Source organism: Frankia sp. ACN1ag, assembly GCF_001414035.1.
Classification (GTDB): domain Bacteria; phylum Actinomycetota; class Actinomycetes; order Frankiales; family Frankiaceae; genus Frankia; species Frankia torreyi.
In genome coordinates this window covers 1-22,725 of record NZ_LJPA01000015.1, presented here as the reverse complement: position 1 = coordinate 22,725, position 22,725 = coordinate 1, and the positions used below count along the sequence as shown (strand labels likewise).

Annotated in this window: 20 protein-coding genes and 5 pseudogenes; 8 read left to right on the top strand and 17 right to left on the bottom strand. The window is 66.7% G+C overall.

Annotated features, from left to right (window positions below):
- Positions 1–126 precede the first annotated feature (126 nt).
- Both UK82_RS15205 and UK82_RS15200 read right to left on the bottom strand, forming a co-directional pair.
- Positions 127–321, bottom strand: coding sequence for a hypothetical protein (locus UK82_RS15205; protein ID WP_201784197.1), 195 nt, complete (start codon positions 319–321; stop codon positions 127–129).
- A 9-nt stretch (positions 322–330) separates the two neighbouring features.
- Positions 331–528: a hypothetical protein gene (locus tag UK82_RS15200; RefSeq protein ID WP_044885917.1), complete on the bottom strand. Its 198-nt coding sequence runs from the start codon at positions 526–528 to the stop codon at positions 331–333.
- Positions 529–1,146: 618 nt separating this feature from the next.
- Between UK82_RS15200 and UK82_RS15195 the strand changes: the two genes are divergently transcribed.
- A partial coding sequence (locus UK82_RS15195) for a hypothetical protein (protein ID WP_236705968.1) occupies positions 1,147–2,274 on the top strand: 1,128 nt, incomplete at its 5' end.
- Positions 2,275–2,385: 111 nt separating this feature from the next.
- Entirely contained in the window at positions 2,386–3,183 is a 798-nt protein-coding gene (locus tag UK82_RS15190) for an SAM-dependent methyltransferase (protein ID WP_044885847.1), read from the top strand.
- A gap of 27 nt (positions 3,184–3,210) precedes the next feature.
- On the opposite strand, the gene UK82_RS15185 is transcribed toward UK82_RS15190, so the two are convergent.
- A complete protein-coding gene (locus UK82_RS15185; RefSeq protein ID WP_044885846.1) occupies positions 3,211–4,080 on the bottom strand; it encodes a Scr1 family TA system antitoxin-like transcriptional regulator in 870 nt (289 codons plus the stop codon).
- Positions 4,081–4,304: 224 nt separating this feature from the next.
- On the opposite strand from UK82_RS15185, the gene UK82_RS15180 reads away from it, so the two are divergent.
- Together UK82_RS15180 and UK82_RS15175 are read left to right on the top strand one after the other, a co-directional pair.
- Positions 4,305–5,093 carry an ABC transporter ATP-binding protein gene (locus tag UK82_RS15180; RefSeq protein WP_199865561.1) on the top strand — a complete coding sequence of 263 codons (789 nt, stop codon included), beginning with the start codon at positions 4,305–4,307 and terminating at the stop codon, positions 5,091–5,093.
- The gene (locus UK82_RS15175; protein WP_152989905.1) at positions 5,090–5,944 is read left to right on the top strand and encodes an ABC transporter permease; all 855 of its coding nucleotides are present in this window, start codon (positions 5,090–5,092) and stop codon (positions 5,942–5,944) included. Before UK82_RS15180 ends, UK82_RS15175 begins: the two co-directional genes overlap by 4 nt.
- A 142-nt stretch (positions 5,945–6,086) precedes the next feature.
- On the opposite strand, the gene UK82_RS42025 is transcribed toward UK82_RS15175, so the two are convergent.
- From UK82_RS42025 to UK82_RS15165, 3 genes and pseudogenes are all read right to left on the bottom strand, one after another.
- Positions 6,087–6,248 (bottom strand): hypothetical protein, encoded by a 162-nt coding sequence (locus UK82_RS42025; RefSeq protein WP_313949812.1) that lies wholly within the window; start codon positions 6,246–6,248, stop codon positions 6,087–6,089.
- An 81-nt stretch (positions 6,249–6,329) separates the two neighbouring features.
- Positions 6,330–6,515 (bottom strand): annotated as a pseudogene (locus UK82_RS31490) (helix-turn-helix domain-containing protein); the annotation flags it as partial.
- The gene (locus tag UK82_RS15165) at positions 6,512–7,084 is read right to left on the bottom strand and encodes an IS607 family transposase (RefSeq protein WP_055407810.1); all 573 of its coding nucleotides are present in this window, start codon (positions 7,082–7,084) and stop codon (positions 6,512–6,514) included. The pseudogene UK82_RS31490 and the gene UK82_RS15165, both read right to left, overlap by 4 nt.
- Positions 7,085–7,460: 376 nt before the next feature.
- Between UK82_RS15165 and UK82_RS15160 the strand changes: the two genes are divergently transcribed.
- Positions 7,461–8,000: a MarR family winged helix-turn-helix transcriptional regulator gene (locus UK82_RS15160; RefSeq protein ID WP_082122371.1), complete on the top strand. Its 540-nt coding sequence runs from the start codon at positions 7,461–7,463 to the stop codon at positions 7,998–8,000.
- Positions 8,001–8,361: 361 nt separating this feature from the next.
- Here UK82_RS15160 and UK82_RS15155 read toward each other — a convergent pair whose 3' ends face one another.
- Positions 8,362–8,868, bottom strand: coding sequence for a hypothetical protein (locus UK82_RS15155; RefSeq protein ID WP_052681644.1), 507 nt, complete (start codon positions 8,866–8,868; stop codon positions 8,362–8,364).
- 155 nt (positions 8,869–9,023) lie between these two features.
- Positions 9,024–10,259: a toll/interleukin-1 receptor domain-containing protein gene (locus UK82_RS34365; RefSeq protein WP_236705967.1), complete on the bottom strand. Its 1,236-nt coding sequence runs from the start codon at positions 10,257–10,259 to the stop codon at positions 9,024–9,026.
- Positions 10,260–10,305: 46 nt separating this feature from the next.
- On the opposite strand from UK82_RS34365, the gene UK82_RS34060 reads away from it, so the two are divergent.
- Positions 10,306–10,482, top strand: coding sequence for a hypothetical protein (locus UK82_RS34060; RefSeq protein WP_173667293.1), 177 nt, complete (start codon positions 10,306–10,308; stop codon positions 10,480–10,482).
- Positions 10,483–12,666: 2,184 nt separating this feature from the next.
- Here UK82_RS34060 and UK82_RS15135 read toward each other — a convergent pair.
- The 6 genes and pseudogenes from UK82_RS15135 to UK82_RS31470 form a co-directional block, all read right to left on the bottom strand.
- A complete protein-coding gene (locus tag UK82_RS15135; protein WP_055407808.1) occupies positions 12,667–13,038 on the bottom strand; it encodes a DUF86 domain-containing protein in 372 nt (123 codons plus the stop codon).
- Positions 13,028–13,318 (bottom strand): nucleotidyltransferase family protein, encoded by a 291-nt coding sequence (locus UK82_RS15130; RefSeq protein WP_044888635.1) that lies wholly within the window; start codon positions 13,316–13,318, stop codon positions 13,028–13,030. Before UK82_RS15130 ends, UK82_RS15135 begins: the two co-directional genes overlap by 11 nt.
- A 215-nt stretch (positions 13,319–13,533) precedes the next feature.
- Entirely contained in the window at positions 13,534–13,704 is a 171-nt protein-coding gene (locus UK82_RS37975) for a hypothetical protein (RefSeq protein WP_236705998.1), read from the bottom strand.
- 292 nt (positions 13,705–13,996) lie between these two features.
- Positions 13,997–14,209: pseudogene (locus UK82_RS37970) on the bottom strand (DUF4037 domain-containing protein); the annotation flags it as partial.
- A 277-nt stretch (positions 14,210–14,486) separates the two neighbouring features.
- Positions 14,487–14,813 (bottom strand): annotated as a pseudogene (locus UK82_RS31475) (IS6 family transposase); the annotation flags it as partial.
- A gap of 36 nt (positions 14,814–14,849) precedes the next feature.
- Positions 14,850–15,032: pseudogene (locus tag UK82_RS31470) on the bottom strand (XRE family transcriptional regulator); the annotation flags it as partial.
- A 145-nt stretch (positions 15,033–15,177) separates the two neighbouring features.
- On the opposite strand from UK82_RS31470, the pseudogene UK82_RS37965 reads away from it, so the two are divergent.
- Together UK82_RS37965 and UK82_RS15120 are read left to right on the top strand one after the other, a co-directional pair.
- Positions 15,178–15,302: pseudogene (locus UK82_RS37965) on the top strand (hypothetical protein); the annotation flags it as partial.
- 1 nt (position 15,303) lies between these two features.
- Positions 15,304–16,419, top strand: a 1,116-nt coding sequence (locus UK82_RS15120) for an IS256 family transposase (RefSeq protein ID WP_236705966.1), incomplete at its 5' end; no start/stop codon positions are given.
- A 564-nt stretch (positions 16,420–16,983) separates the two neighbouring features.
- On the opposite strand, the gene UK82_RS42750 is transcribed toward UK82_RS15120, so the two are convergent.
- The 3 genes from UK82_RS42750 to UK82_RS32800 form a co-directional block, all read right to left on the bottom strand.
- Positions 16,984–18,075, bottom strand: coding sequence for a toll/interleukin-1 receptor domain-containing protein (locus UK82_RS42750; protein WP_083507211.1), 1,092 nt, complete (start codon positions 18,073–18,075; stop codon positions 16,984–16,986).
- An 839-nt stretch (positions 18,076–18,914) separates the two neighbouring features.
- Positions 18,915–19,196: toll/interleukin-1 receptor domain-containing protein (locus UK82_RS31460; protein WP_152989913.1), on the bottom strand; the 282-nt coding region annotated here is incomplete at its 3' end.
- A gap of 1,224 nt (positions 19,197–20,420) precedes the next feature.
- Positions 20,421–21,728, bottom strand: a 1,308-nt coding sequence (locus UK82_RS32800) for a hypothetical protein (RefSeq protein ID WP_236705965.1), incomplete at its 3' end; no start/stop codon positions are given.
- Positions 21,729–22,725: the final 997 nt, after the last annotated feature.

Sequence of the window (22,725 nt, the reverse complement as noted above, 5' to 3'; positions counted from 1 at the left end):
TGGCTACCCCGGGTAGCCACCCCTCATGAACCAATGTTCCGCGCGAACCTTTCCATTAGATCAGTCCGCCTCTCTGACCCTTCATCGACCCAACGGTCACCAGGCCAATAGATTAAAACTATTTATTCAGGTCAAATGCTTGGCGAGTTTCTGGCGTCGGCGACTGTCCCAGTCTCGCAGGTCGGTCCACGTGGTGAGCTCGCCGAAGGTCACGAACGTGATCAGCGGCCGGCGGCCGATCAGACGGGTCGCCATGAGCCCGCTGAGTCTGCGCTTGTGGCTCAAGGAAGCGACGTCGGTGTCCAGGACGACGAGCTGCACGGCGGCGACTCAGGCGACGTCGCGGCGACGCTCGGCGTAGGCGAACGCGAGGAACTCGTCGAGCTCCTCGTCGGAGTCGAAGGTGTCGGCCGCCAGGTCGTCGAGAGACCGGATGGGTGATGTACCTCGCGCGGCCAGGAGCTCCTCGGCGGTGACCGGAGAGCGCAGCGGCGGGTACGGCGGAGGGCCGGTTTCCGGAGTGCTCATGGACGCGGCCTCCTCGCGGGTGTTTCCGGCTGGCTGCGAACCAGGACCAGCATATGGCAGCGCCCAGGTCGCGATCTGTGACCGGCTGTAGTCGGCGGAAGCCGTCGCCTTGTCGCGCACACCGGCAGACATCGGGGCGGACATCGGGCACCCGGCCTCTTCGGGGCGTTCCCCTACCTGCCGGGCCAGGCTGGCTACAACAAGCTGCTACGACCAGTGTTACCACTGGTCAAGGGCATGATCGGGCTTGTGGCGGCGGACAGTGAATTCTGGTTCGACAACCACTGGATCAGCGATGCGACCACCGTGCCGTGCGGAATGTCGCGGCCGACGGTGCAGCACGTGCAGCACGTGGAGCTGGCCGGCTACAGCTACTGCGCGTCGCACTCCCGATTCCACCGGGGGCTGAAGCTGTACGGGGAATTGCCACCTCGTACCATCCTGCCCTCGGCGGTGTGGAATCCTCACGGTGGGCGAAGACGGCCCGCCGTGATGTCAGGAGCATCGCAAGCCTGGTGTTCCCACCCCCGGGTGCTCACCTATTTCACCGTGCTGAGGAGATCTGGGCTGGTGCGAGTTTCGATGTTTCGCCGCCGTTGGGTGGCGGGGTGCGCCGCNGTGCTGGCGTTCGGCCTGACCGCGTGTTCCGGCTCGTCGAGTGGGTCCGGTGGGGTGAGCCCGTCGGCCACGGGGTCCGCCACCGAGTCGCGTTACGCGACGCCGCTGAAGGGGATCTGCCCCTCCACGGTTGTCATCCAGGCGAACTGGTGGCCTGGCCTTCCCGACGGGTACCTGTACCAGCTTCTAGGCCCCAACCCGACGATCGACGTGAGCAAGAACCGGGTTGAGGGACCGCTGGGTGCTACCGGCGTGAGGCTCCAGGTGCGCGCCGGCGGGCCGGCGACGGGTTTCCAGCCGGTGACCTCGCTGCTGGCTCAGGACGACAGCATCCTGGCCGGCTATGTGGGAACGGACGAGGCTGTGCAGGCCTCCGGGAGGCAGCCGCCGGTCGCCGTCTTCGCGCCCTACGAGAAGTCTCCGCTGGCGCTGATCTGGGGCGACCCGGCGTGGAACTTCACCAACGTCGCCGAGATCCGCCAGTCGGGCGCGACGGTGCTGGCCAGCGCGAGCGGGACGTCCTTTCCCGACGTCTTCGTCCGGGAGGGGTCGCTGGCCAAGTCCCAGGTCGACACCTCCTATCAGGGGTCCCCGGACCGGTTCGTCGCCGCCGATGGCAAGATCGTGCAGCAGGCTTTCGTCACCAACGAGCCCTACCTGCTCCAGCACGACGTCAAGGCGTGGGGCAAGCCGGTGAAGCACCTACTTCTGCAGGACGAATACCCTGCGTACATCTCCGCGTTGGCCGTTCGGCCGGACAAGGTGTCGACCCAGCGCGCCTGCCTGGCCAAGCTGGTGCCGCTGTTGCAGCGGGCGCAGCGGGACTACGTCGCTAATCCGGCGCCGGTGAACCAGCTCCTGCTGAAGGTCGTCAGTACGCTGCACACGGGCGGGTTCACCCTTTCGTCGGGGCTGCTCGCGTACGGCAACGCCACGCAGAGGCAACTCGGGTTGATCGCCGATGGTAGTGACGGAGTGCTGGGCAGCTTCGACACGGCCCGGGTAGGGACGCTGATCGGCCGGCTGGTCCCGGTCTTCACTGCGAAGGGCAGTACGCCGAAGGCGGGGCTGGTTCCTTTGGACCTGGTGACCAACGAGTTCCTCGACAAGGCAGTGACGTTGAAGTAAGGGACGCCGGCGGCGACGGAAGAAGAGTGACGTCCGGGGCGGGGCCGCCCCGGACGGTCCCTATGATGAGCATCGGGTTCTTGTGACCACGCGGCGAAGGGAACGTTACTCATGAGCGACGCTTCGGCACCCGTTGTCGACATCACCGTGCCGCACTCGGCGCGGGTGTGGAACTACTGGCTGGGCGGGAAGGACCACTATCCGGTGGACCGCGAGTTCGGCGACCGGCTCTACGAGTTGCTCCCCGAGATTGTGCAGCTCGCCCGGCAAGCTCGGGCCTTTCTGGGCCGCGCGGTCACCTACCTGGCCGGTGAGGTGGGTATCCGGCAGTTCCTCGACATCGGTACCGGCCTGCCGACGGCCGACAACACCCATGAGGTAGCGCAGCGGATCGCCCCCGACTCGCGGATCGTCTACGTCGACCACGATCCGCTGGTCCTGGCGCACGCACGGGCCCTGCTGGTCGGCACGCCCGAGGGGGCTACCAACTACGTCGACGCCGACGTCCGCGAGCCGAAGAAGATCCTCCAGGCCGCCCGCGAGACCCTGGACTTCACCCGGCCGATCGGCTTGATCATGCTCGGGATCATGGGAAACGTGGCCGACCTCGACGAGGCATACGCGATCGTGCGCGAACTGCGCGAATCCCTGCCCTCCGGCAGCTATCTTGTGTTCAAGGACGGCACCTACGCCATCATGGGCGAGGACCGTGCCGACGCCATCCACCATCTCCACGAGCACGAGAGCTTTCCGTACCACATGCGCACCCCCGAGCAGGTGGCCCGTTTTCTCGACGGTTTCGAACTCGTCGAGCCGGGTCTGGTCTCGACGCCGTTGTGGCGGCCAGACCCCTCGGCCGAACCGCCCCTGGCGATCGACGACCTGTGTGGCATCGGCCGGAAGCCCTGACGTCCGCCAACCGGGCGGAGGCGGACGTCACGCAGCGTGATACGAGGCGATTTTTTTGATGACCTTTACCGTGTCGTCGGGCGTCGTGCTCTTGAGTGCCAGATTGTCCATGGCGAGCGTGTAGCGGGTGACGTCGTCCGGCTTGTCGAGATAGACGGAGCCCGTGAGATGCTCCAGGTAGACGACATCGGCGATATCCGGCTCACCGAACCGCAGAATGCTGAACGCGCCCCCCTCGGCGGGGTGGGGGCCGACATTGAATGGAATCACCTGGATGGTGATGTTCGGGTTCGCGTTCAGGGCGATCAGGTGTTCGAGCTGGCCTTGCATGACGGCCGGCCCGGCGACCGAGCGCCACAGTGCCGCCTCGTCAATGATCGCCCATGCCCGGGGCGGATCTGGCCGGTCGAGAATGGCCTGCCGACTTATCCGCGCCTGGACCCGACGTTCGACGGCGTCGGCGCCGTCCACCTGGCGGGCTCCGGCCATGACGGCGCGGGCGTAATCCTTGGTCTGGAGGAGGCCGGGGATGAATTGAAGCTCGTAGGTCCGGATCAGGATCGCCGCTTCCTCCAGGCCCAGGTAGGGCTGAAACCATCCCGGCATCACGTCGGTGAAACCCTGCCACCAACCGGGCTCGTTGGCCTGACGGGCGAGTTCGAGCAACGGCGAGCGGTCCCTCTCGTCCGTGACGCCATACAGTGTCAGCAAGTCGGCCACATCGCGTTCCTTGAAACTGACCCGACCCAACTCCAACCGACTGATCTTCGACTCGGAGGCCCGGATGCTGTAGCCAGCATCCACCCGGCTAATGCCTTTCGCTTCCCGGATTCTCCGTAGCTGTGTGCCCAGTACAACGCGGCGCACTATCGGCCCGCCCGCCCGTTGCAGCGTCATTCCCCCGCCCTCATCCGGCCGCCCTCATGCGGCCACGTTCCCTTCAGCGTACCGGATGATGATGGAAGTCATGTAGCCGGGTTCACCCACAGCGCCGGGACAACCGAGCTGGCGGCCCTCGCTCCGGGACTGTTTCCCGGCCATGACACCGGGGACGGCATCAGGGTGCGTCCGGTAACGCCTCGTGCCCGGGGCTACGATTCGCTCAGATTAAGGACGCCGGCATGTCGCCGACGGCCCGGCTCCGTGGCAGGAAGGGAGAGACGGTGCCCCTTGCGCCGGGGATCGCATTGGCGTTCGACGACGTGGGAAAGACCTTCTCCGACGGCACCGACGCGTTGCGGGGAGTGTCACTTACGGTCGCCGACGGCGAGTTCGTGACGGTGGTCGGGCCTTCGGGCTCGGGGAAGTCCACACTATTGCGGATCGCGTCGGGGTTGACCGAGCCCTCCAGCGGGACGGTTGCCGTCGGGCCCAAGGCCCCCGGCTACGTTTTTCAAGATCCCACGCTACTGCCGTGGCGCACCGTCGAGGGCAATGTCGGCCTGTTCGCCCAACTCGACCGCGTGCCGAAGAAGCGGCGGCGCGAACTCGTGGCCGCGGCCATCTCCCTCACCGAGCTCGAGGGGTTCGAGCGCCACCGGCCCACGGCGCTGTCCGGCGGCATGCGGATGCGGGTCTCGCTCGCCCGGGCGCTCACGGTGCGGCCGTCGCTGTTCCTTTTCGACGAGCCGTTCGGCGCGGTCGACGAGATCACGCGGCAGCGGCTCGGCGAGGAGGTGCAGCGGCTCCACGCCCGCGAGCGGTTCGCGGGCGTGTTCGTCACCCACTCGGTCGTGGAGGCGGTCTGGCTCGCCAGCCGGGTCGTCGTCCTGTCAGCCCGACCGGGGCGCGTCCTCGCGCAGGTCGACGTCCCGTTCGCCTACCCGCGGCCCGCCGACCTGCGCTTCGACGCCGCCTTCGGCGACGTCGCCCGGACCGTCTCGGCGGCGCTGCAGGAGTCGTTCACATGACGGCGACGGCCCGGGCACCGCTCGCGGCCCCGGCGGCCGAGAGCCCCCGCCAGCATGGCCGCCTGCGCCGCACGGCCCGCGGGGCCGGGCCGCCGCTGGCCGTGCTGGCCGCCGTCGTCGGCGTCTGGTACGCGGTGACCTATCTCGCGCTGGCCCCCCGCCGCCGCTTCCTGCTGCCGCCGCCGCACGTGGTCGTCACCGACGGCTTCGGGGACTGGACCACCTTCCACGAGACTCTGCGGGGACTGGGCGCGACGGCGAAGGTCGCGCTGGTGGGGCTCGCCATCGCCGCCGCCCTTGGGATGATCTTTGCCGTGCTGATGAGCCAGGCGGGCTGGGTCGAGCGGTCGTTCTACCCGTGGGCGGTGGCGCTCCAGACGATCCCGATCCTCGCGATCGTGCCGCTGATCGGGTTCTGGCTGGGGTACGGATTCTGGTCCCGTACCGTCGTGTGCGTCCTGGTCGCCTTGTTCCCCATCATCACCAACACCCTGTTCGGGCTCCAGTCGACCGACGCCCAGCAGCATGACCTGTTCACGCTGCGCCAGGCTGGCCGGTGGGCAAGGCTCGTCCATCTCGAGTTTCCCAGCGCCCTGCCCGCGGTGTTCACGGGGCTGCGTATCTCCGCCGGGCTGTCGGTCATCGGCGCGATCGTCGGTGACTTCTTCTTCCGGCAGGGGCAGCCGGGCATCGGCAGCCTCATCGACGACTACACCCAGCGCCTCCAGTCCGCACCGCTGTTTGCCGCGATCATGGTGTCCTCCCTGTTCGGCCTAGCGCTGTTCTGGCTGTTCGGGCTGGCCGCCCGCATCGCCGTCGGCGCCTGGGACACCCCCCGCCGCCGATCCTGACCCCAGCGGCGTCACGCTCGCCTCGGGCCAGCGCGTCGAGGCGGACTATCTGGTGCTGGCCACCGGCTCCGACTACCCGTGCCCGGCGAAGGCCGGTCGCGACCACCGTCAGCAAGGCCCTGGACGACCTTCGTCGGACCCGTCAGGAGGTCGTCAGGTCCGAGCGGGTGCTGATCCTCGGCGCCGGGCCGTCCGGTGCCCGGGTCGCGGGAAGTGCGGCGAGCAGGGTCCGCGTGTAGGCGTGGGCCGGCCGGGCGAAGACCTGGCGGACCTCGCCGGTCTCGACGAGCCGGCCGGCCCGCATCACCGCGACCCGGTCGCTGACCTGGCTCACCACCGCGAGGTCGTGGGAGATGAACAGCATCGCGAGGCCCTCCTGCTCCTGTATCTCCGTGAGCAGGTCGCCTGTCAGGCCATAGGACTTCTCGGCGTCCCGCTGGCCGAGCGCGGCCTTCACCCGGGCCAGACCCCAGTTGTAGGCGAACCGGGCCGCCCCGGCGTGCCGGCGCAGGCCGGCGAGCTGGACCTGGTTCGGGTCGAGCGCGAACCGGTACGCCTGAAGAGCCTTCACTCGCCGGCCTCGGTGGCCGCGGCGACTGCGCGGGCGGCCCGGTTCGCCGCGGCCCGGCGGCCGTACAGCCGGGCGCACATCGAGGTCAGGATCTCGGTGATGTCACCGACCAGGTCATCGTCGACCTCAGCCGGGTCGACCACCAGCAGGCGCCGCCCCTGCGCGGACAGCGCGGCCTCGACGTACTCGGCACCGAACCGGGCGAACCGGTCCCGATGCTCGACGACGATCGTCGTCACGGCCGGGTCACCTAGCAGGTCGAACAACTTCCGCCGATGACCGTTGAGCGCCGACCCGACTTCGGTCACGACCCTGCCGACAGCCAGGTTCCGGCTGGCTGCCCAGGTGACGATCCTGGCGACCTGCCGGTCAAGGTCCGGCTTCTGATCGGCCGACGAGACGCGGGCGTATACGGCCACCGCCTCTACCGGGACCTGCTGCGCGGGCGGGTCGATGAGGATCAGCCCACCGACCTTCCGCGCGGAGACCGGGAGCTTGCCGTCCAGGAACCACTGGCGGGCGGTGGAATACCCGACCTCGTTCGCGGCGGCCCACTCCTTGAGGTTCACACCGCCACCATACAGCTCTACCCGGCTCTATCCGGCTCTATCCGGCGCTAGACCAGCAGCAGTTTTCACCCTCTGCTCCGGGAGCCGGACGGGCTCGGTGATCCGGCTGGTCCCGGTGTCGCGCTCGAGCAGCCCGCCACCGTGATCAGCAATGCGGGCAGCACGAGGCCGAGCAGGGTCCGAGAAGCGGCGAAGCGCACGGAGCGACCCTCTCTGGAGTGAGTTGATGAGGTGGATGGTTTTATACACCAAACTAGTGGGGTATGAACACCCAGGTCACCGCAACGGCGGAGGACAGGTCTGGGGAGGAGCCCGGCCATCGGGGGCGCGGTCCTGTTCTTCACGTCTCCGGCGACCGGCGGGTTAGGCTGACCCGGTGAGTTCCGCCGTGATGCCTTCGTCCCGCGCGTCCGGTCAGGCACCGCTGGAGAGGCTGGGGGCCGGTGCCGCCGCGCTGGTGCGGTGGAGCGAAAGCCGGCGTATCCGGGCGGAGATCGCCCGGCGCTCGGACTGCCGCCTGCCGCCGAGCGAGCTGCGGCTGCTGGAGTTCTTCGACCTGGCGGAGCCGCTGCGGATCTCCGACATCGCCGAGTGCATGCAGATCGACATCTCCACCACCTCGCTCCAGCTACGCCAGCTCCGGGAGAACCGTCTCGTCGAGGCGATCTCCGTCGAGGGAGACCGCCGCACGACGCTGATCGCCATCACCCCCGCGGGCCGCACGGCGGTCGAGAAGGTACGCGCCGCACGGCTCGAGCTCCTACGGGACGTGTTCGCCGACGTCCCCGGCGACAAGCTCGACCAGGCCGCCGACGTCCTGCTGCTCATCCATGAGCACATGCTCACCGGGATGCGGGAGAAGCTCGGGGCCCGCCCGGGCCCGGGCGGTGGCTCCCAGGCCGACCCGGCCGGCTGAGCGGTTCCCCACGCGGCTCCCCGCCCCCGGCACGACCCGCGCCGAAGATGTTTTGATCGAACAAAGCATTTGGCTGACGCCGAGGGAAGCCGGGGCGTGCCCCGGTCTCCGGGGGCGGCGGAATGGCCGTCGCCGCGATGGGGGACGCGGTCACGGGCAGATGGGCTGGCACGTTCGGGGACGGACCGGCGGGCGACGGGTATCTCGACCGTCGTGTGGAGCGCCCAGGCGAGGATCAGCGACGCTAGGTAGCACGCGGCAATCACGGCCGCGCCCGCCGGGACCGGCCAGGAGTTCTCCCTGAGGTCGGGATTACCGGGCGCCAGACCAGGGCCCGGCGCCACACCGGGGGCGTTCCCGCCTACCAGGTGGGCCCGTCGGCGATCCGCCCGTCCACGTCGGACCCGTAGCGCCGCAACCGCTTGTCCCCTGTCTCGGCGAGCAGGTCGGCCAGCTGGCGCGTGGCGTACTCGTCGCCGGCGTCGGCGCGCTGGCGTAGGACGTCGATCGCGCCCGGCCGGTCCCCTGCCTCGGCGAGCAGGTCGGCCAGCCGTCTCGCGGCGTCCCCGTCACCGGCGTCCGCGCGCTGGCGCAGGCCGTCACGGTCCCCCGCCTCGAAAAGCAGGTCGGCCAGCCGGCTCGCGGTGACCCTGTCGCCGGCGTCGGCTTGCTGGCGTAGGAGGGGGACGGCGAGTGTGTAGACCTGGTAGTTCAGGGCGGTGTTGGCGAGGCGGGCCAGGTCGTCGGGGTGGGTGGGGTGGTCGCGTAGCGCGGTCCACAGGCTGGCGGGGGGCCGTTCGCCGCGGCGGGTGTGGGTGGCGTGTTGGAGGAGGTAGTCGGCGACGGTGTAGCCGGCGATCCGGCCCATGCCCATGCCATTGCTGGTGGAAGCGAGGGCGGCGACGGCGCCGTGAAGTTCCTCGGTGGCGTAGGCGAGGGCATGTTCGAACCAGTTGGCGGGGGCGGTGGCTTGCTGGTGGGGAGTGCAGTAGTCGGGGGCGGCGTCGCGAAGCAGGCCGGCGGTCAGGGGTGCGCGGGCGCCGAGGCGGGCGGCGTCGAGCGCGGCGGTGAGGACCCCGCCCAGGCGTAGGGATGGTCGGTGTGGGCGCTGGTCCAGCGGCGCAGGAGTTCGGGGGCGGCGGCCAACGTCTGGGTGAGCCCGTAGCCGCTGTTATCGAGCCCGGCCTGGATCCGCCGGTCCTGTATGGCGGCGTGGCGGGCGCGGGCCTGTTCGGCTGGGCTGAACCGGTCGTCGACGTCGACGACGGCCGCCAAGCGCAGGACGTCGCGTTCCCAGCGGTAGGGGTCGGGTTCGCCGGGTTTCGGCACGGCGGTGAAGCGGCGGTAGTACTCCGGCCAGAGCGTGCCCACGATCACCAGCGGGCCGACGGCGTCGAGCAGGGCGCGCAGAACACCGGCGGTCAGGCCGTGTTCACCGCCCAGATAGTTCTGGAGTTCGTCGAGCCAGAGCACGGTCCGGGCGGGGGGTGTGCCGGTGAGGGCGGTGATCTGCGCGGCGCTGGCGGGGTGGATCAGCCGCCAGTCGCCCAGTTCGGCTTTGACCGCTTCCACCGCGCAGCGGGTCTTGCCGACCGAGGATCCCCCGACCAGCAGCACGAACCCACCCCACCCGGCCGCGGCCCGTAGCCGGTCCCGGACCCCGTTGCGCGCCTGGTCGATGTCACGTTCCACGTAGACCGGCGGGGTGGTGTCCTCAAGGTCGGGCAGTTGGATCGCCCGGTGTACCCCGAGACGATACGGATCGGCGTCGGCGACCCGCAGCCGGCCCGGGAACGCCGGCTCCGGGCCCACCCCTGCCCGCCGGGCCGGCCCGCCGGGAAACGACGGCTCAACTGTCGGTTTCCCCCGCTCCCCACGGGCCGCGGCGACCAGCCGGGTGGCCGCGGTATCCGGGTCGAGGTCGAACAGATCGACGCTGACGAGCTGGGCGAGCAGGCCCGGCCGGGGGCAGTCCTCGATCCGGAACACCAGCAACCGGCGATCCTCACCGGACGGATCCTGCTGCCAGGCGGCCTGCCACTCCGCCTCCGCATACGCCGAGGACAGATACGCCGCCGAGAGCACCGCGACGGTCCGCGCCGCGTGCTGCGCGGCCCGGTGCATCTCGGTGACGAAATGCGCCCCCGCCCCGAAGTCCCACGCCTGGATCCGGGTGGTGTAGCCGGCGGCTTCCAACTGCCAGGCCACCCACACCGCCCACGGCTCATCCACCCCGGTGTACGAGACGAAAAAGTTCACCGAACTCGGCAGACCCGCTGCTGCGCCGGCCCCTGCCGGATCCCCCATGCCCATAGCCGACAGCCTGCCAGGCATCACCACGAACCGTCACAACCCCGCCGCGCAGCGGACAAGCGTCGGCGTGGATGGCGTCCAGGTCGTCGACGTCGGTCATGAGCTCCACGTGCAGCCCGTCGAGGAGGGGATGACGGGGTACCGCATCAGCATCACGCGTCCCGGGTAGCCTGCCCTCACGGACTATCGCGTGATGACCGTGACACGGCTGCGATCCCGCCGGGCGGGGACACCCCGGCCCGCTCTCGCCGGCGCCGGGACCGGCCGGTGGTGATCCGGACCGACACCGGCGACCACCCCCTGTCCCTGCAGCTCTCCGCCGCGGTCCGCGCCGTCACCGGCGCCGGCGGCGAGGGGCCCGTCCTGACCCCGACCGAGACGGGGCGCGTAGCGGTCAGCCTCGGCGGGGTCGCTCTGGGCCACGTGAGCCTCAGCCCTGGCCCTCGCGGCGGCCGGGGCTGGCAGGCCGCAGCATCGGCGGCGGCGGTGCTGTCCAGGTCTGGCGGACCGGCCGGAGGCAGGACACCCACCCCACTCGCCAGTCCGCGGCAGCCGCGCTGCTCCACCAGTTGGCCTACTGGCCGACCGCGCTCGACGCGCCTCCCTGCACGCCTGAACGGCGTCTCGAGGGCGAGGAACGCTGCTGCCAAGTAGCGAAACCTCCCGCGTCAGTCCTCTCGTACGAGCGTTCATCCGGTCATTGCGGCTTGGACACGAGCAGAATGAAGAAAAGGGGATCGCTCGGTCAGGGGCGTGCCGTGCCGCAGCCGCGCGCAGAATCGGCCATCCGCATCACAGGGGAGAAAGGATCGGGGTTGTGAGCTCCCAGTCCCAGGAGGGGTTCGGTCCGGTGCAGCTCGCCCGCTGGCTTGGGATGAAGGAGTGGCAGCTGCGTCGCGCCCAGAACCTGGGTCTGATACCGCCGCCCGACCTCCACGCTCATCGCTGGTCACACGCACTGGCCCGGACGCTGCCCGACCGGGTCGAGCAGATCCTCGCCGAGGTCGGCGAACGCCCCGAGNCGACGGCCGACGGTAAGACCTCCAGGCCACGCAGCCGGGAAGGGTTCGGCCCAGTGCAGCTCGCCCGCTCGCTCGGGATCCAGGAATGGCAGCTGCGTCACGCACAGTTCCGGGGGCTGGTACCACCTCCCGACATCGAGGGCCGCCGCTGGTCGGACGCCCTCGCTGAGACGCTGCCCGACCGGGTCGAGCAGATCCTCGCCGAGGTCGGCGACCATCCGGGTATCGGCTCGGAGAAGTCCGCCCAGTACCTGGCCGAGCGCACCGCCCTGGACGTCCAACGTGCGGACGTCCAGGCATTGCACGAACGCGGGATCCTTCGCCCGACGGGCGAGTTCCGCGGCTGGCCCCTCTACGCGGTCAAAGAGCTGGACGCGCTCGCTCCCGATCAGCTCCTTGCAGTCGTCGCCGACCGCCAACGTTGGCTCGCGGCAAGCTTGACCAATGCCGAGGCCGCCGAGCTGCTCGGCTGGTCCGTCGGTCGTTTCGAGGTGACCGCCGAACGCGGCGGCCTGGCCCCCGGCCGATTCGGCCGCTACGCCCGCGCCGATGTCGAAGGTCTGCGTCACGACCGCTGAGATTTGGTGAGCACCGCGGGCCCGTGACCGGCCCGCGGGCGGGTCTCAGCCAGGCCCGATCCGGACGCGCCGGCGGGCCCGGTGCAGGGCTTGGCGCACGGCCTCCCCCTCCAGGGCGACCCCCCTTCCTTCAGCCCCTCCAAAAGGCTCCACAAGGCCCTCCGTCTTTATTCGGAGGGGGCTGACAGTACGGTCGGCGCGTGTTGAGCAGGATGTCGACGTTGCCGACCGCGTCGGTCAACGCCTGCCGGCGGCGTGAAGCTGCGCAGAACGACGAGTACCTGCCCATGGCCTCCGGGGCACATGTCGCTCTCTGTAGCCGCCCACCGAGGCTTCAAGATTAGTTGCTGTCGCAACGGCATCACATCGACCACTTGTCGATCTTCGCGACGACCGGGACGCCACAAAAGGCCTGGTCAGAGGGGGTGGACCATGTGTACCAGTATCCGAACCGCTTGATCTTGGTTGCTGGCCCTGAAATCACTGTCCGACCGGTCGTTACCCGAGCCCCAGCCAGGGACGAAGCCCAGTGACCGCGCCGACCGGAACATCATCTACCGGATCGAACAAGCGTTTCGAACACCTGATGGTTCCGGACACCTCGGCCCGTCTGGTGACCGTGACCGTCGCCGTCGTGGTCGCGTTGACGTTCCTATTCGGTTTGGCCTCGGGGAAGGTGCTTGCGCTCGGGCACAACTCACTGAGGAGGGGCTGGCGGCGAGTACGTCCACACCCAGGGCAACGTGCCCGCGGTCAGTGCGGCTGGTCGAGTCGGCTGGCGATGAGTGGGAACTCGGCTTTGAGTAGCGTCAGCAGTTGCTCCTGGAGTTCCCGCAGCGCGGCCGTGGCGATTCGCCACACGATGGACCAGTCGACCTCAAAGTACGTGTAAACGGCGATGTTGCGGAATCCGGTGACGGACCGCCACGGCACGTCCGGCCACCGTCCGCGGATCTCGGGCGAGACTCGTCCGGCCGCCTCGCCGATCACCAGGAGTTTCTGGAGGACAGCACTCTGGATCAGATCGCTTTCCAGGAACGCGGCCTCGTCGACCTCCTGGACGAACGCCGTCGCGGCGACCGCGGCTTCGATCATGTCGACGAGGTAGAGCTCATCACGCCGCATAGAGGACCCGAGCCTCCGCGAGCACTCGATCGCGGATGACCCACTTCAGCCGGGATTTGGGTACCAGGTCGACGCGACGACCGACGATCTTTTCGAGATCGTCCCGGAGGTCGACGATCTCGAAGCCAAGCGCCGAGTCGGGCGCCAGCACGTACAGCAGGTCGACGTCCGACTCGTCGGTGTCGTCGCCGCGAGCCACCGAGCCGAAGACGGACAACTCGGCGACGCCGTAGCGCCGGCACACCTCGGCGATCCGACTGTCACGAAGGTCGACGGTCACCTCGCCATTATCGCCTCCAGACAGCCACGACCGCACGACCCAGGCACCGCCTCACGCACGATGCCCGCCGGCGTCCTGCGTGCCGCGCGAACCACCCAGCCGCGACCCGAAGCGCCGTAGAGCAGTCCGACGCACGAGGTGCGTCTGGTCATGCGTCCCAGTCGTCGGCGCCGCTGAGTTGCTCGATCTACTCCGCGGGCAGCTTGCCGCGGGATTCACGCCCGGAGTCCAAGCGCGGGGGCATAGTCGCGGCGGCGGTGCGGTTGGGTGAGGATCTCGACGCTGTCGATGGCCTGGTCGATCGCGCCGGGGAGATGGCCGAGCGGGCCGTCGGGTCGGTGTCCGAGCCCGGTGGGGAGGGCTCGCAGCTGCGGATCGCTGATCACATCGGTCAGCGCACGAGTGAGGCGTTGCGCGCCGAGTACCTGGATGTCCCGGGTATGAAAGCGGCGCGGGGTCTACGGGCTCGGCCAGGCCAAGCTGGTCCGTGGCGGCGGCAAGATGGCTGGCCGTGGCGCACAGCGCTGCTTCGCGTTCCCGCCACCGCGTCGCGCTGAGCGCGTGGCGCAAGTGCCGACCGACCTGGTCCGCGAGGGCCGACTGGGCGAACACGGTCATCAGCCACTTGCTGTACGGGGCCCAGCGACGTTCGAGGAGAAAGCCGATCCGGACGAGGTCGCGGGCCACGCGCGCGGCGAGCATGCGCGAGCCGAGGTCGCCGCCGCGGCCGCCGGTGCGGCCGACGAACGGTTCTTCCTGGCTGACCCGCAGCCAGCCGGCCGCCAGGACATAGCGCCAGATGTCGTCGGGGTACCAGGTCAGTGCCCGAAGCCGCGCGGTGAGCAGATCGAGCGGGTCGTGCAGGACCACGCCGCCCGTGAGGCTGGCCATGATCTGGGTCGGGGCCAGCAGCCAGTCCGCCAGATCCATCCCGCAGGCGGGGTCGACACCGAGCCGGTCGAGGAAGAACNCCTGCGCGGTGGTCACCTCCACCTGGTGGTGTGGTCGGCCGTCGTGTCGGTCGCTGTCGGGGTAGACGACCGGGAAATCGTCGAATCGAGCTGGCAGCCTCTCCAGGGCGACGTCGATCGGCGTGGTATCGAGATCCGGGGGGACGAACAATTGCAGGCGGGGGCCGAAATCGTGGTCCGTGGAGATTCCGTGCCAGGTCACGCCGTTCGGCGGCAAGGACGTCGATGACCTGCCCGACCTGGTCGATCGCCCGGTACAGGTAGGTCCACCGGCCGGCGACCTTGACGTAGGTTTCGTCGACGAACCACCTGTCTCCAGGGCTGGGTCGGCACGGCCGGGCAGCCTCGACGAGCAGCGGAGTGAACCGCTGGACCCAGCGGTAGATCGTGGCGTGATCGACGGTGATGCCGCGTTCCGCGAGCAGCTCCTCGACGTCGCGGTAGGACAGGCTGTACCGCAGGTACCAGCGGACGACCAAGACGATCACCTCGGGTGGGAACCGGAACCCGACGAACTCCGAAACCGGTTAGTGAGCGAAAGCCTCGGTACCGAGCACTCNGAGTAGGTCGAGGCGGCTGGCGTCCTGGCTGTCCGGCTCGGCGGAGTAGACGATGATTCGAAGAGCGCTGCCGGGGGTTTGCAGAACATCGCTGTCGAGCGTGAGGTGACCGACGTGAGGATGCTCGATGCGTTTGCGAGCGGTTCGATGTCGGACGGGGCGACCGGCGATCCACCTACTCACGAAGTCGCGGTGCAGTGGAGTCCACGGACGTGGTGTACGGGGTGTGATCGTCTAGCGACTCGCCGGAGTGGCGGTCCGTGACGTGAAGCGACCACCGCGTGATCCTCATTCGAGAACAGGCAAGAACTCGAGGAGGAGAAACGCGATGGCCGTGCGTCCGACTGTGACCGACGTCGAAGGGTTCGGCAAGGAGCTGGTGGCGGCGAGTCCGGATCTGTTGGGCTCGATGGTGAAGGCGTTCGCGGAGGCGTTGATGAGCGCCGAGGCCGANGGGGTCTGTGGCGCCGAGTACGGGGAGATATCACCGGATCGGACGAATCGTCGGAATGGCTACCGGATGCGGGAGTGGGACACCCGGGCGGGAACGATTGATCTGGCGATTCCGAAGCTGCGGTCCGGTTCGTATTTCCCGGAATGGTTGTTGACGCGCCGCCGGCGGGCGGAACAGGCGTTGATCTCGGTGGTGGCCACCTCGTATCTTCTCGGTGTTTCCACCCGGCGGGTCGACAAGCTCGTGGAACAGCTCGGGGTCGCGCATATTTCGAAGTCGCAGGTGTCGGAGTTGGCGAAGCATCTCGACGGGCAGGTCGAGGCGTTCCGCTCGAGGCCGCTGGATGCCGGCCCGTACCGGTTCGTGCAGGCCGATGCGCTGACGATGAAGGTCCGCGAAGACGGCCGGGTTGTGAACGTCCACTGCCTGCTCGCCGTCGGGGTCAACGGCGATGGTCACCGGGAGATCCTCGGCCTCGACGTCGTGAGCAGCGAGGACGGGGCAGGGTGGTTGGCGTTCTTCCGTGGCCTGGTCGCCCGCGGCCTGTCCGGGGTCCGCCTGGTGACCTCGGATGCCCACCGGGGCCTGGTCGCGGCGATCGGGTCGACGCTGACGGGTGCTTCCTGGCAGCGGTGCCGGACGCATTACCTGCGTGACTTGTTGACGTTCACACCGAAGTCGTCGCAGCCGTGGGTGGCAACATTGGTCCGGACTATCTTCGAGCAGGCGGACGCAAAAGAGGTGACGGTGCAGTTCGACCGGGTCGTCGACGCCTTGGCCGAGAAACTGCCCCGCGCCGCGGAACACCTGTCCGAGGCGAAAGCGGACCTGCTCGGGTTCACCGCCTACCCGCGGGAGATCTGGCGGCAGATCTGGTCGCCGAACCCGCAGGAACGACTGAACAAGGAGATCCGTCGGCGGACCGATGTTGTGGGTATCTTCCCGGACCGCGGTGCCATCGTACGTCTCGTCGGCGCCGTACTCGCCGAGCAACACGACGAGTGGATCGAAACCCACCGCTATTTCGGCCTGGAAATCCTCGGCAAAGTCGACGCGGGGAACACGCCGGCCGACACACCCGAGATCAGCGTGACACCCGAAGCGCTCACCGCCTAAACTGAAACTAGGATCACGCGGAGTTACCTTCCGTACACCACGCCGCTGGACGTGACCACGCCGGCCGCCGGGGGTCCGGGGGTCGTCCCCCGGGCAGACATAATGGCAGGTGGCGAAGCTGATCGAAGATCAGCGAGCAGGAGAAGGGAGCGCGTGGGGCGGGTGGGGCTCGAACCCACGACCGACGGATTATGAGATCACCGGCGGTTCGTCCGCTGGTGTCCGCGGAGGTCCGTCGGCGCTGGTCACGGGGTCGGCCTCGTCCACCGAGCCCGTGCCCGTCTCCCGAAGTACGCGGGCTTGGCTGCCGCTCTGGCTGCCATCGCATCGCCGGCGACCTTCTGATTCGTAGTTTCATCTGAATCATCCAGAGGTGTTCATGGACGTCTGCCTGTGTCCACCGGCTCGGCTGTCAGCTTGGCTGTCAGATCCGAGGTCCCGGTCTGGGCGCGACCCACTACGGAACTCCAAGGCGACGGTCGATGGATTTGGACAGCGTGTGGCGTCAGGCGACGTCTACCGCAGACCCTGCCGTACGCGGGGGCCGCTTGCCAGGTGTCGCGGTCAGCGCTGTTTCGCGTTTCGTCGAGCCGCACGCTCCGCAGGGCCGGACAGCAGGACGATTCGCGCACCCAAGCCGAGCGCCAAACCGGTGAGGAGCCACAGTCGGAGGCCCACCGCCGATACGAGTACCACTATCTCTCCAGTAATGTCGAGCCCCGCTATGGAGTTTGCATGGCCCACAGTTCCCAAAGTCGTCCCCACGATGAAAATCGCGTCAATCTCGAATGCCTGGACAGTGTGAAACCGAACAGTCGGTGTGCGTCGAAATGCAGTCAACCAACCGACGAATGGTATATAGGAGAGCACCGAAAGAACTCGATCGAGGGTGTCACGAGAGGACGCCCTCGATATATCTGTGCCCGACTTACCTCTAATGTCAGCCGCTGGCCTGTCAACAGTCGGCGATCTTGATTTAACGCGGGTGGCTCGCGCGTCTGCCCGGTGCTCGCTCCCGGGGAATTCCGCACTCCGGGATGCGGGAGGGTTCGCCGATCGCCGTTCCGAATTTGAACGTGGCGATTGCATCGAATGCGATTCGGACGATTTCGTCAGACCTACGACGGAGGCTTGCGATGGCATTATAGGTCCCGGAAATTCTGGCTCTTTGGCCGGCAATACCGATCGTCCGGGCTGAGGCGTCGGAAATTCTGGAGCGACCGCGGGCTTCGCCCTGCCCTCAAGCGCGGCTGTGACTTCCTTCAGGAGATGAGCGCGCGCGACACCAGGAGAGTCCAAAAAAAGATCGATCGAAACAATGTTCCCAAGAAGCCCTGGGCGAGGGCAGTCCTCTACCCGAATTGGTAGCAGCTTGCGAGCGAAACCGAGCGGATCTGCCGCTTGGGCGGACTGCCACTCAGATTGGCCATAAACCGAGGTTAGGTATGCTGACGACAGCAATGCAATGGTCCGTGTTGCGTAGACGACACCTTGCTGCATCCGAATTGCCCAGTTTGCCCCTGGGACAAAGTCCCACGCCTGTATCAGAACGCGATAGCCGGCGTCTTCAAGCTGCCAGGCTATCCACTCCGCCCATCCGCGATCCACAGAGGTATAGGAAACGAAGAAATCCCATCCCGGCGGCGTCCCGCCCATGACCCCCGCACTGTACACAACCCCCGATCATGCCACGTCACCCTCGGCCGAGGATCGATGCCCTACGAACTGGAGCAGCGAGGCTCGGCCCCTCCCGCATGCAGCTGCTAGCGCAACTGGCATCAGTTCCGTGACCTGCACCTTTGGAAAGCTTGAGCGTGGCATGAGCGCGGCGACCTCGACTGCGGCGGGCAGTTCAACCATCAGAGAAAGGTCGGCCGCGCTCGCTCCTCATCCACCGAGTTCCGGGCAAGGCCCGAGCAGGCGGGTGGTCGGCCCAACCTCTGCCTTGCAAAGGCTGCCCGCCCCGTCCGCCGACGTCCGTGGCAGTCCGCTGCACCCACTGCTACCTGGCCAACCTCCACCGCTATCGACCGCGGCTGTCCGTAGTCCTCCGCCTGCTTGACTACACGGTTGGCTACATCCGGGCGGCCTGCTATGTGCCGGTCGACCCGCGGATTGAGGAGGTCACTGGCGGTTGTCTACGGGTGTCCGTGAACACCCTCCGGTGCTGGTGGCGGGCTCAGCCTCGTCCGCCGAGTCTCATGGCCGTCTCTCGCCGCACGCGGGCCCGGCTGCTGCGATTATCTGTCCAACTCCTATCGAGCCCCCACGAGAGCACCTGTATGCGAGACGTCGAAATGTGAGTCGACTTTCGCAATGCGAGTCAGACGGTCAGCGCATGATGCGCGAGTCGCCTCATCCGCCGCATCCTAACTACTATTCCGAGCTCGACGCACTCCCGGATCGAGAACGCGTTCCCGCAAGACTTCTTACCTTCTGAAAAAGTTCGATTTTGTCACCAATAGTTGGATCTACATAGATGACGGTCGTGACCNGCGAGCGAAACCGAGCGGATCTGCCGCTTGGGCGGACTGCCACTCAGATTGGCCATAAACCGAGGTTAGGTATGCTGACGACAGCAATGCAATGGTCCGTGTTGCGTAGACGACACCTTGCTGCATCCGAATTGCCCAGTTTGCCCCTGGGACAAAGTCCCACGCCTGTATCAGAACGCGATAGCCGGCGTCTTCAAGCTGCCAGGCTATCCACTCCGCCCATCCGCGATCCACAGAGGTATAGGAAACGAAGAAATCCCATCCCGGCGGCGTCCCGCCCATGACCCCCGCACTGTACACAACCCCCGATCATGCCACGTCACCCTCGGCCGAGGATCGATGCCCTACGAACTGGAGCAGCGAGGCTCGGCCCCTCCCGCATGCAGCTGCTAGCGCAACTGGCATCAGTTCCGTGACCTGCACCTTTGGAAAGCTTGAGCGTGGCATGAGCGCGGCGACCTCGACTGCGGCGGGCAGTTCAACCATCAGAGAAAGGTCGGCCGCGCTCGCTCCTCATCCACCGAGTTCCGGGCAAGGCCCGAGCAGGCGGGTGGTCGGCCCAACCTCTGCCTTGCAAAGGCTGCCCGCCCCGTCCGCCGACGTCCGTGGCAGTCCGCTGCACCCACTGCTACCTGGCCAACCTCCACCGCTATCGACCGCGGCTGTCCGTAGTCCTCCGCCTGCTTGACTACACGGTTGGCTACATCCGGGCGGCCTGCTATGTGCCGGTCGACCCGCGGATTGAGGAGGTCACTGGCGGTTGTCTACGGGTGTCCGTGAACACCCTCCGGTGCTGGTGGCGGGCTCAGCCTCGTCCGCCGAGTCTCATGGCCGTCTCTCGCCGCACGCGGGCCCGGCTGCTGCGATTATCTGTCCAACTCCTATCGAGCCCCCACGAGAGCACCTGTATGCGAGACGTCGAAATGTGAGTCGACTTTCGCAATGCGAGTCAGACGGTCAGCGCATGATGCGCGAGTCGCCTCATCCGCCGCATCCTAACTACTATTCCGAGCTCGACGCACTCCCGGATCGAGAACGCGTTCCCGCAAGACTTCTTACCTTCTGAAAAAGTTCGATTTTGTCACCAATAGTTGGATCTACATAGATGACGGTCGTGACCNCCGCCCATACAAGCGCTCCCACTCTAAAGTCCCTGACAGACTCTGGAGCGAACGCAAAGGGTGCATGGTCCAGCGCAAGGGAAAAGAGCAGGGGCACAAGAGTAATTAAAGTAGCCCGAAGTACTAGAAGTAGTTGTATTACCCTTCGGCGCCGGGAGGCCGGCTGCGGATCGACCCAAGGTAGAGATCCGATTTCGCCGCGCACGATTGCCCCAATGTACAGTTTTATCCGCTCTTCGACGTCGTCAAGAGTCGTGGACATCGGCAGCAGGACCCAACTACGCAACTCCAGAAGAGCGCCAAGTTTCCCCTCATCTTGGTATCGATGCACACGAGCCAGATTTCGATCGAAATCTTTTCTGCGGGCCTTCAGATAGGCGGCGANTTTGATCGCCGCATCTTCGATAGTTGAAGCCAGGTATCCGGGCGATTGAAGTTCTTGGCGCGGCGACTTCGCCCGTTGCACGGCGAGCAGCGAATTTAGCAGCGAGAGAAGTGAGTACTCTTCTGGATATCGATCTTGTAGGCGTTTGACGAAAGACCGCCGTGCGAGTCTCTCAAGAAGACTCCCGGCTGCCGATATCGTCATGGCGAAGGAGACGAAAGTCAGTCCTGCGGCAACACCGAAGCGAATTGATAGATCTACGCTTGAGAATTGCAACCTATATGCAAGATCGTAGATTGCTACAACATAGCCGGATAGAAGGAATGACAGCAGATATCTATGTCGGCCCGGACTGGCAGCAAGTATCGTAAGAAGTGTGTATCCAACAGCAATCGATCCACCGTAGGAGATTACGTAGTGCTTAAAAGAGGGGGACCCCAGGGAGTGATTGATGGATGGAAGAATATATGGAAATCGGAGTAATGCAATCCCGCCGGCTATAAATATGATCCAAAATACTAGATTACTAGTCAGGTCCATTACTTTTCGTGCCCGATACTCTGCTTCTGCGACATTCTTCATTCTCACTCGAATGCGGAGGCGCTCTGCGGCGGGGGTGGTGGTGGCGATCGCGTTGAGATGGCGAGCGACATCCGTATATGCGCTGATAAATTTTTTACGCCTAGCTGGATTACCGATTCTTATCGCATGAATGGGTCTCCAAAATTCTAAATCGTCGAGCGACATGGGAAACTCGTATGTACGTTCGAGCGTGTAGATTTTTTCTCTCTTTTGGTCCGCTCGCACCGAATCAGGGCATCGTTCAAGCACACCCCTTGCCCGAATATAATCGTGTTCATCGATCCATGTGTCGCACAGCTGGAGAACTAGTTCTGTTTGATATCCGTTACTTGCGATGCTACGGAGTAGAGTGTGACGCGCGTCATCATGTAGGCCGAGCTTTACTAGGAGGCCGGCCTTTCGAATCGAATACTCAAACTTATGAGGCATTCCTTCGATTGCCGTATCGAGACAGTCGATAGCCTCAGGTAGTAGCTCTCTAGCTTCATACAAAGTCGCGAGCACTTCGGCCAAAGCTGGACTAGTCAGGTGGAAAGCGCGGCCACCGAATGCGACATCGAAAGCATGCTCGCTTTGTCCGCTGTTATGTAGACATGCGGCTAAGTGTAGGCGCGCCCGAAGATTACGCGGATCCTCGTCGAGGGCTACCCGGAAGAACCCAGCAGCCATCTCGTAATCTCGATCTTCGTAACGCCTGATTCCTTCGCTGAAGGCGGCAACCTCCATCCCGGCCCCCTGCTGCCGTCACCCTGTTGGGCGCGGCGCATCGGCGAGCATGGCGCGCAGCGCCACGCGCAGCCGTCGCGCGCCGCGCCTTGATCCTAAAACGAGCAATTCGGCAGACACGACGTCAGACTCCGCTGCTCGGGTGTCCGGCCGTGGCCATCGCGAACAGGGCGGCGGTGCGGGCGTCTCGGTCGTGCTGGGTGTCGAGGTGGTGTTGGGCGGCGTCGATGGCGGCTTGGACCTGGGCGACCTGGGTGGCTGGGAACGGGTCGGGTAGGTGGCTGAGGGGTGCGGTCACGATGCCGTCGGCTCCGGCGTCGAGGCTGGCGGCGATGTGGCGGGCGGTGCCGTCCCACAGGGTGAAGTCCGGGCCGGTCGCGGTGCGAAGAGCTGCGATGCCGCTTGGTGGGACCTTGGAGACCTTCGCGGCGGCGGGCAGGACACCGGCGGCGCGGGCGGCGGCGGCAAGCTCAGGTGTCAGGGTGGTCGGGCTGAACTCCGGGTGGCTGAACAGGTAGCTCGGCCTCGGCAAAGCGGCGAACAGGCTCAGGGCCTCGGTGTCGCTGGCGAGGTCTCGCAGGACGACCATCGGAACGACTTCGGCACGGGTGGCGTGGGTGATGTCGGCGGGAGTCCAGCAGCAGGCGGTGAGCCGGTCCACTCCGATCGTTTCCGCCCAGAGGTCGACGACCGCGGCGCGGTCGGCTTCGCTGGCCTGGTGTCCGCCGGTCGTGGTGCCGGACAGGATGAAGCGGTGCGCCCATGTTCCCGCGGCACGCCGGGCGTAAGCGGCGGTCTCGGCGGTGTCGAGGGCACCGTCGGGGGNGCGGAAGGNGAGGGCGGGAAGGACAAGCTGCATCGCGGTCAGTCCACCTTGTCCCGTACCGACGGGACGGTTCGGGGTAACTGGTCAGGTATCGTTTTGATCTTGGGTTAGCTGGTTGCGGGCATCCAGGGACGGCCCTCGGCGAGGTGGACGAGGGCGGGGAACAGTGGA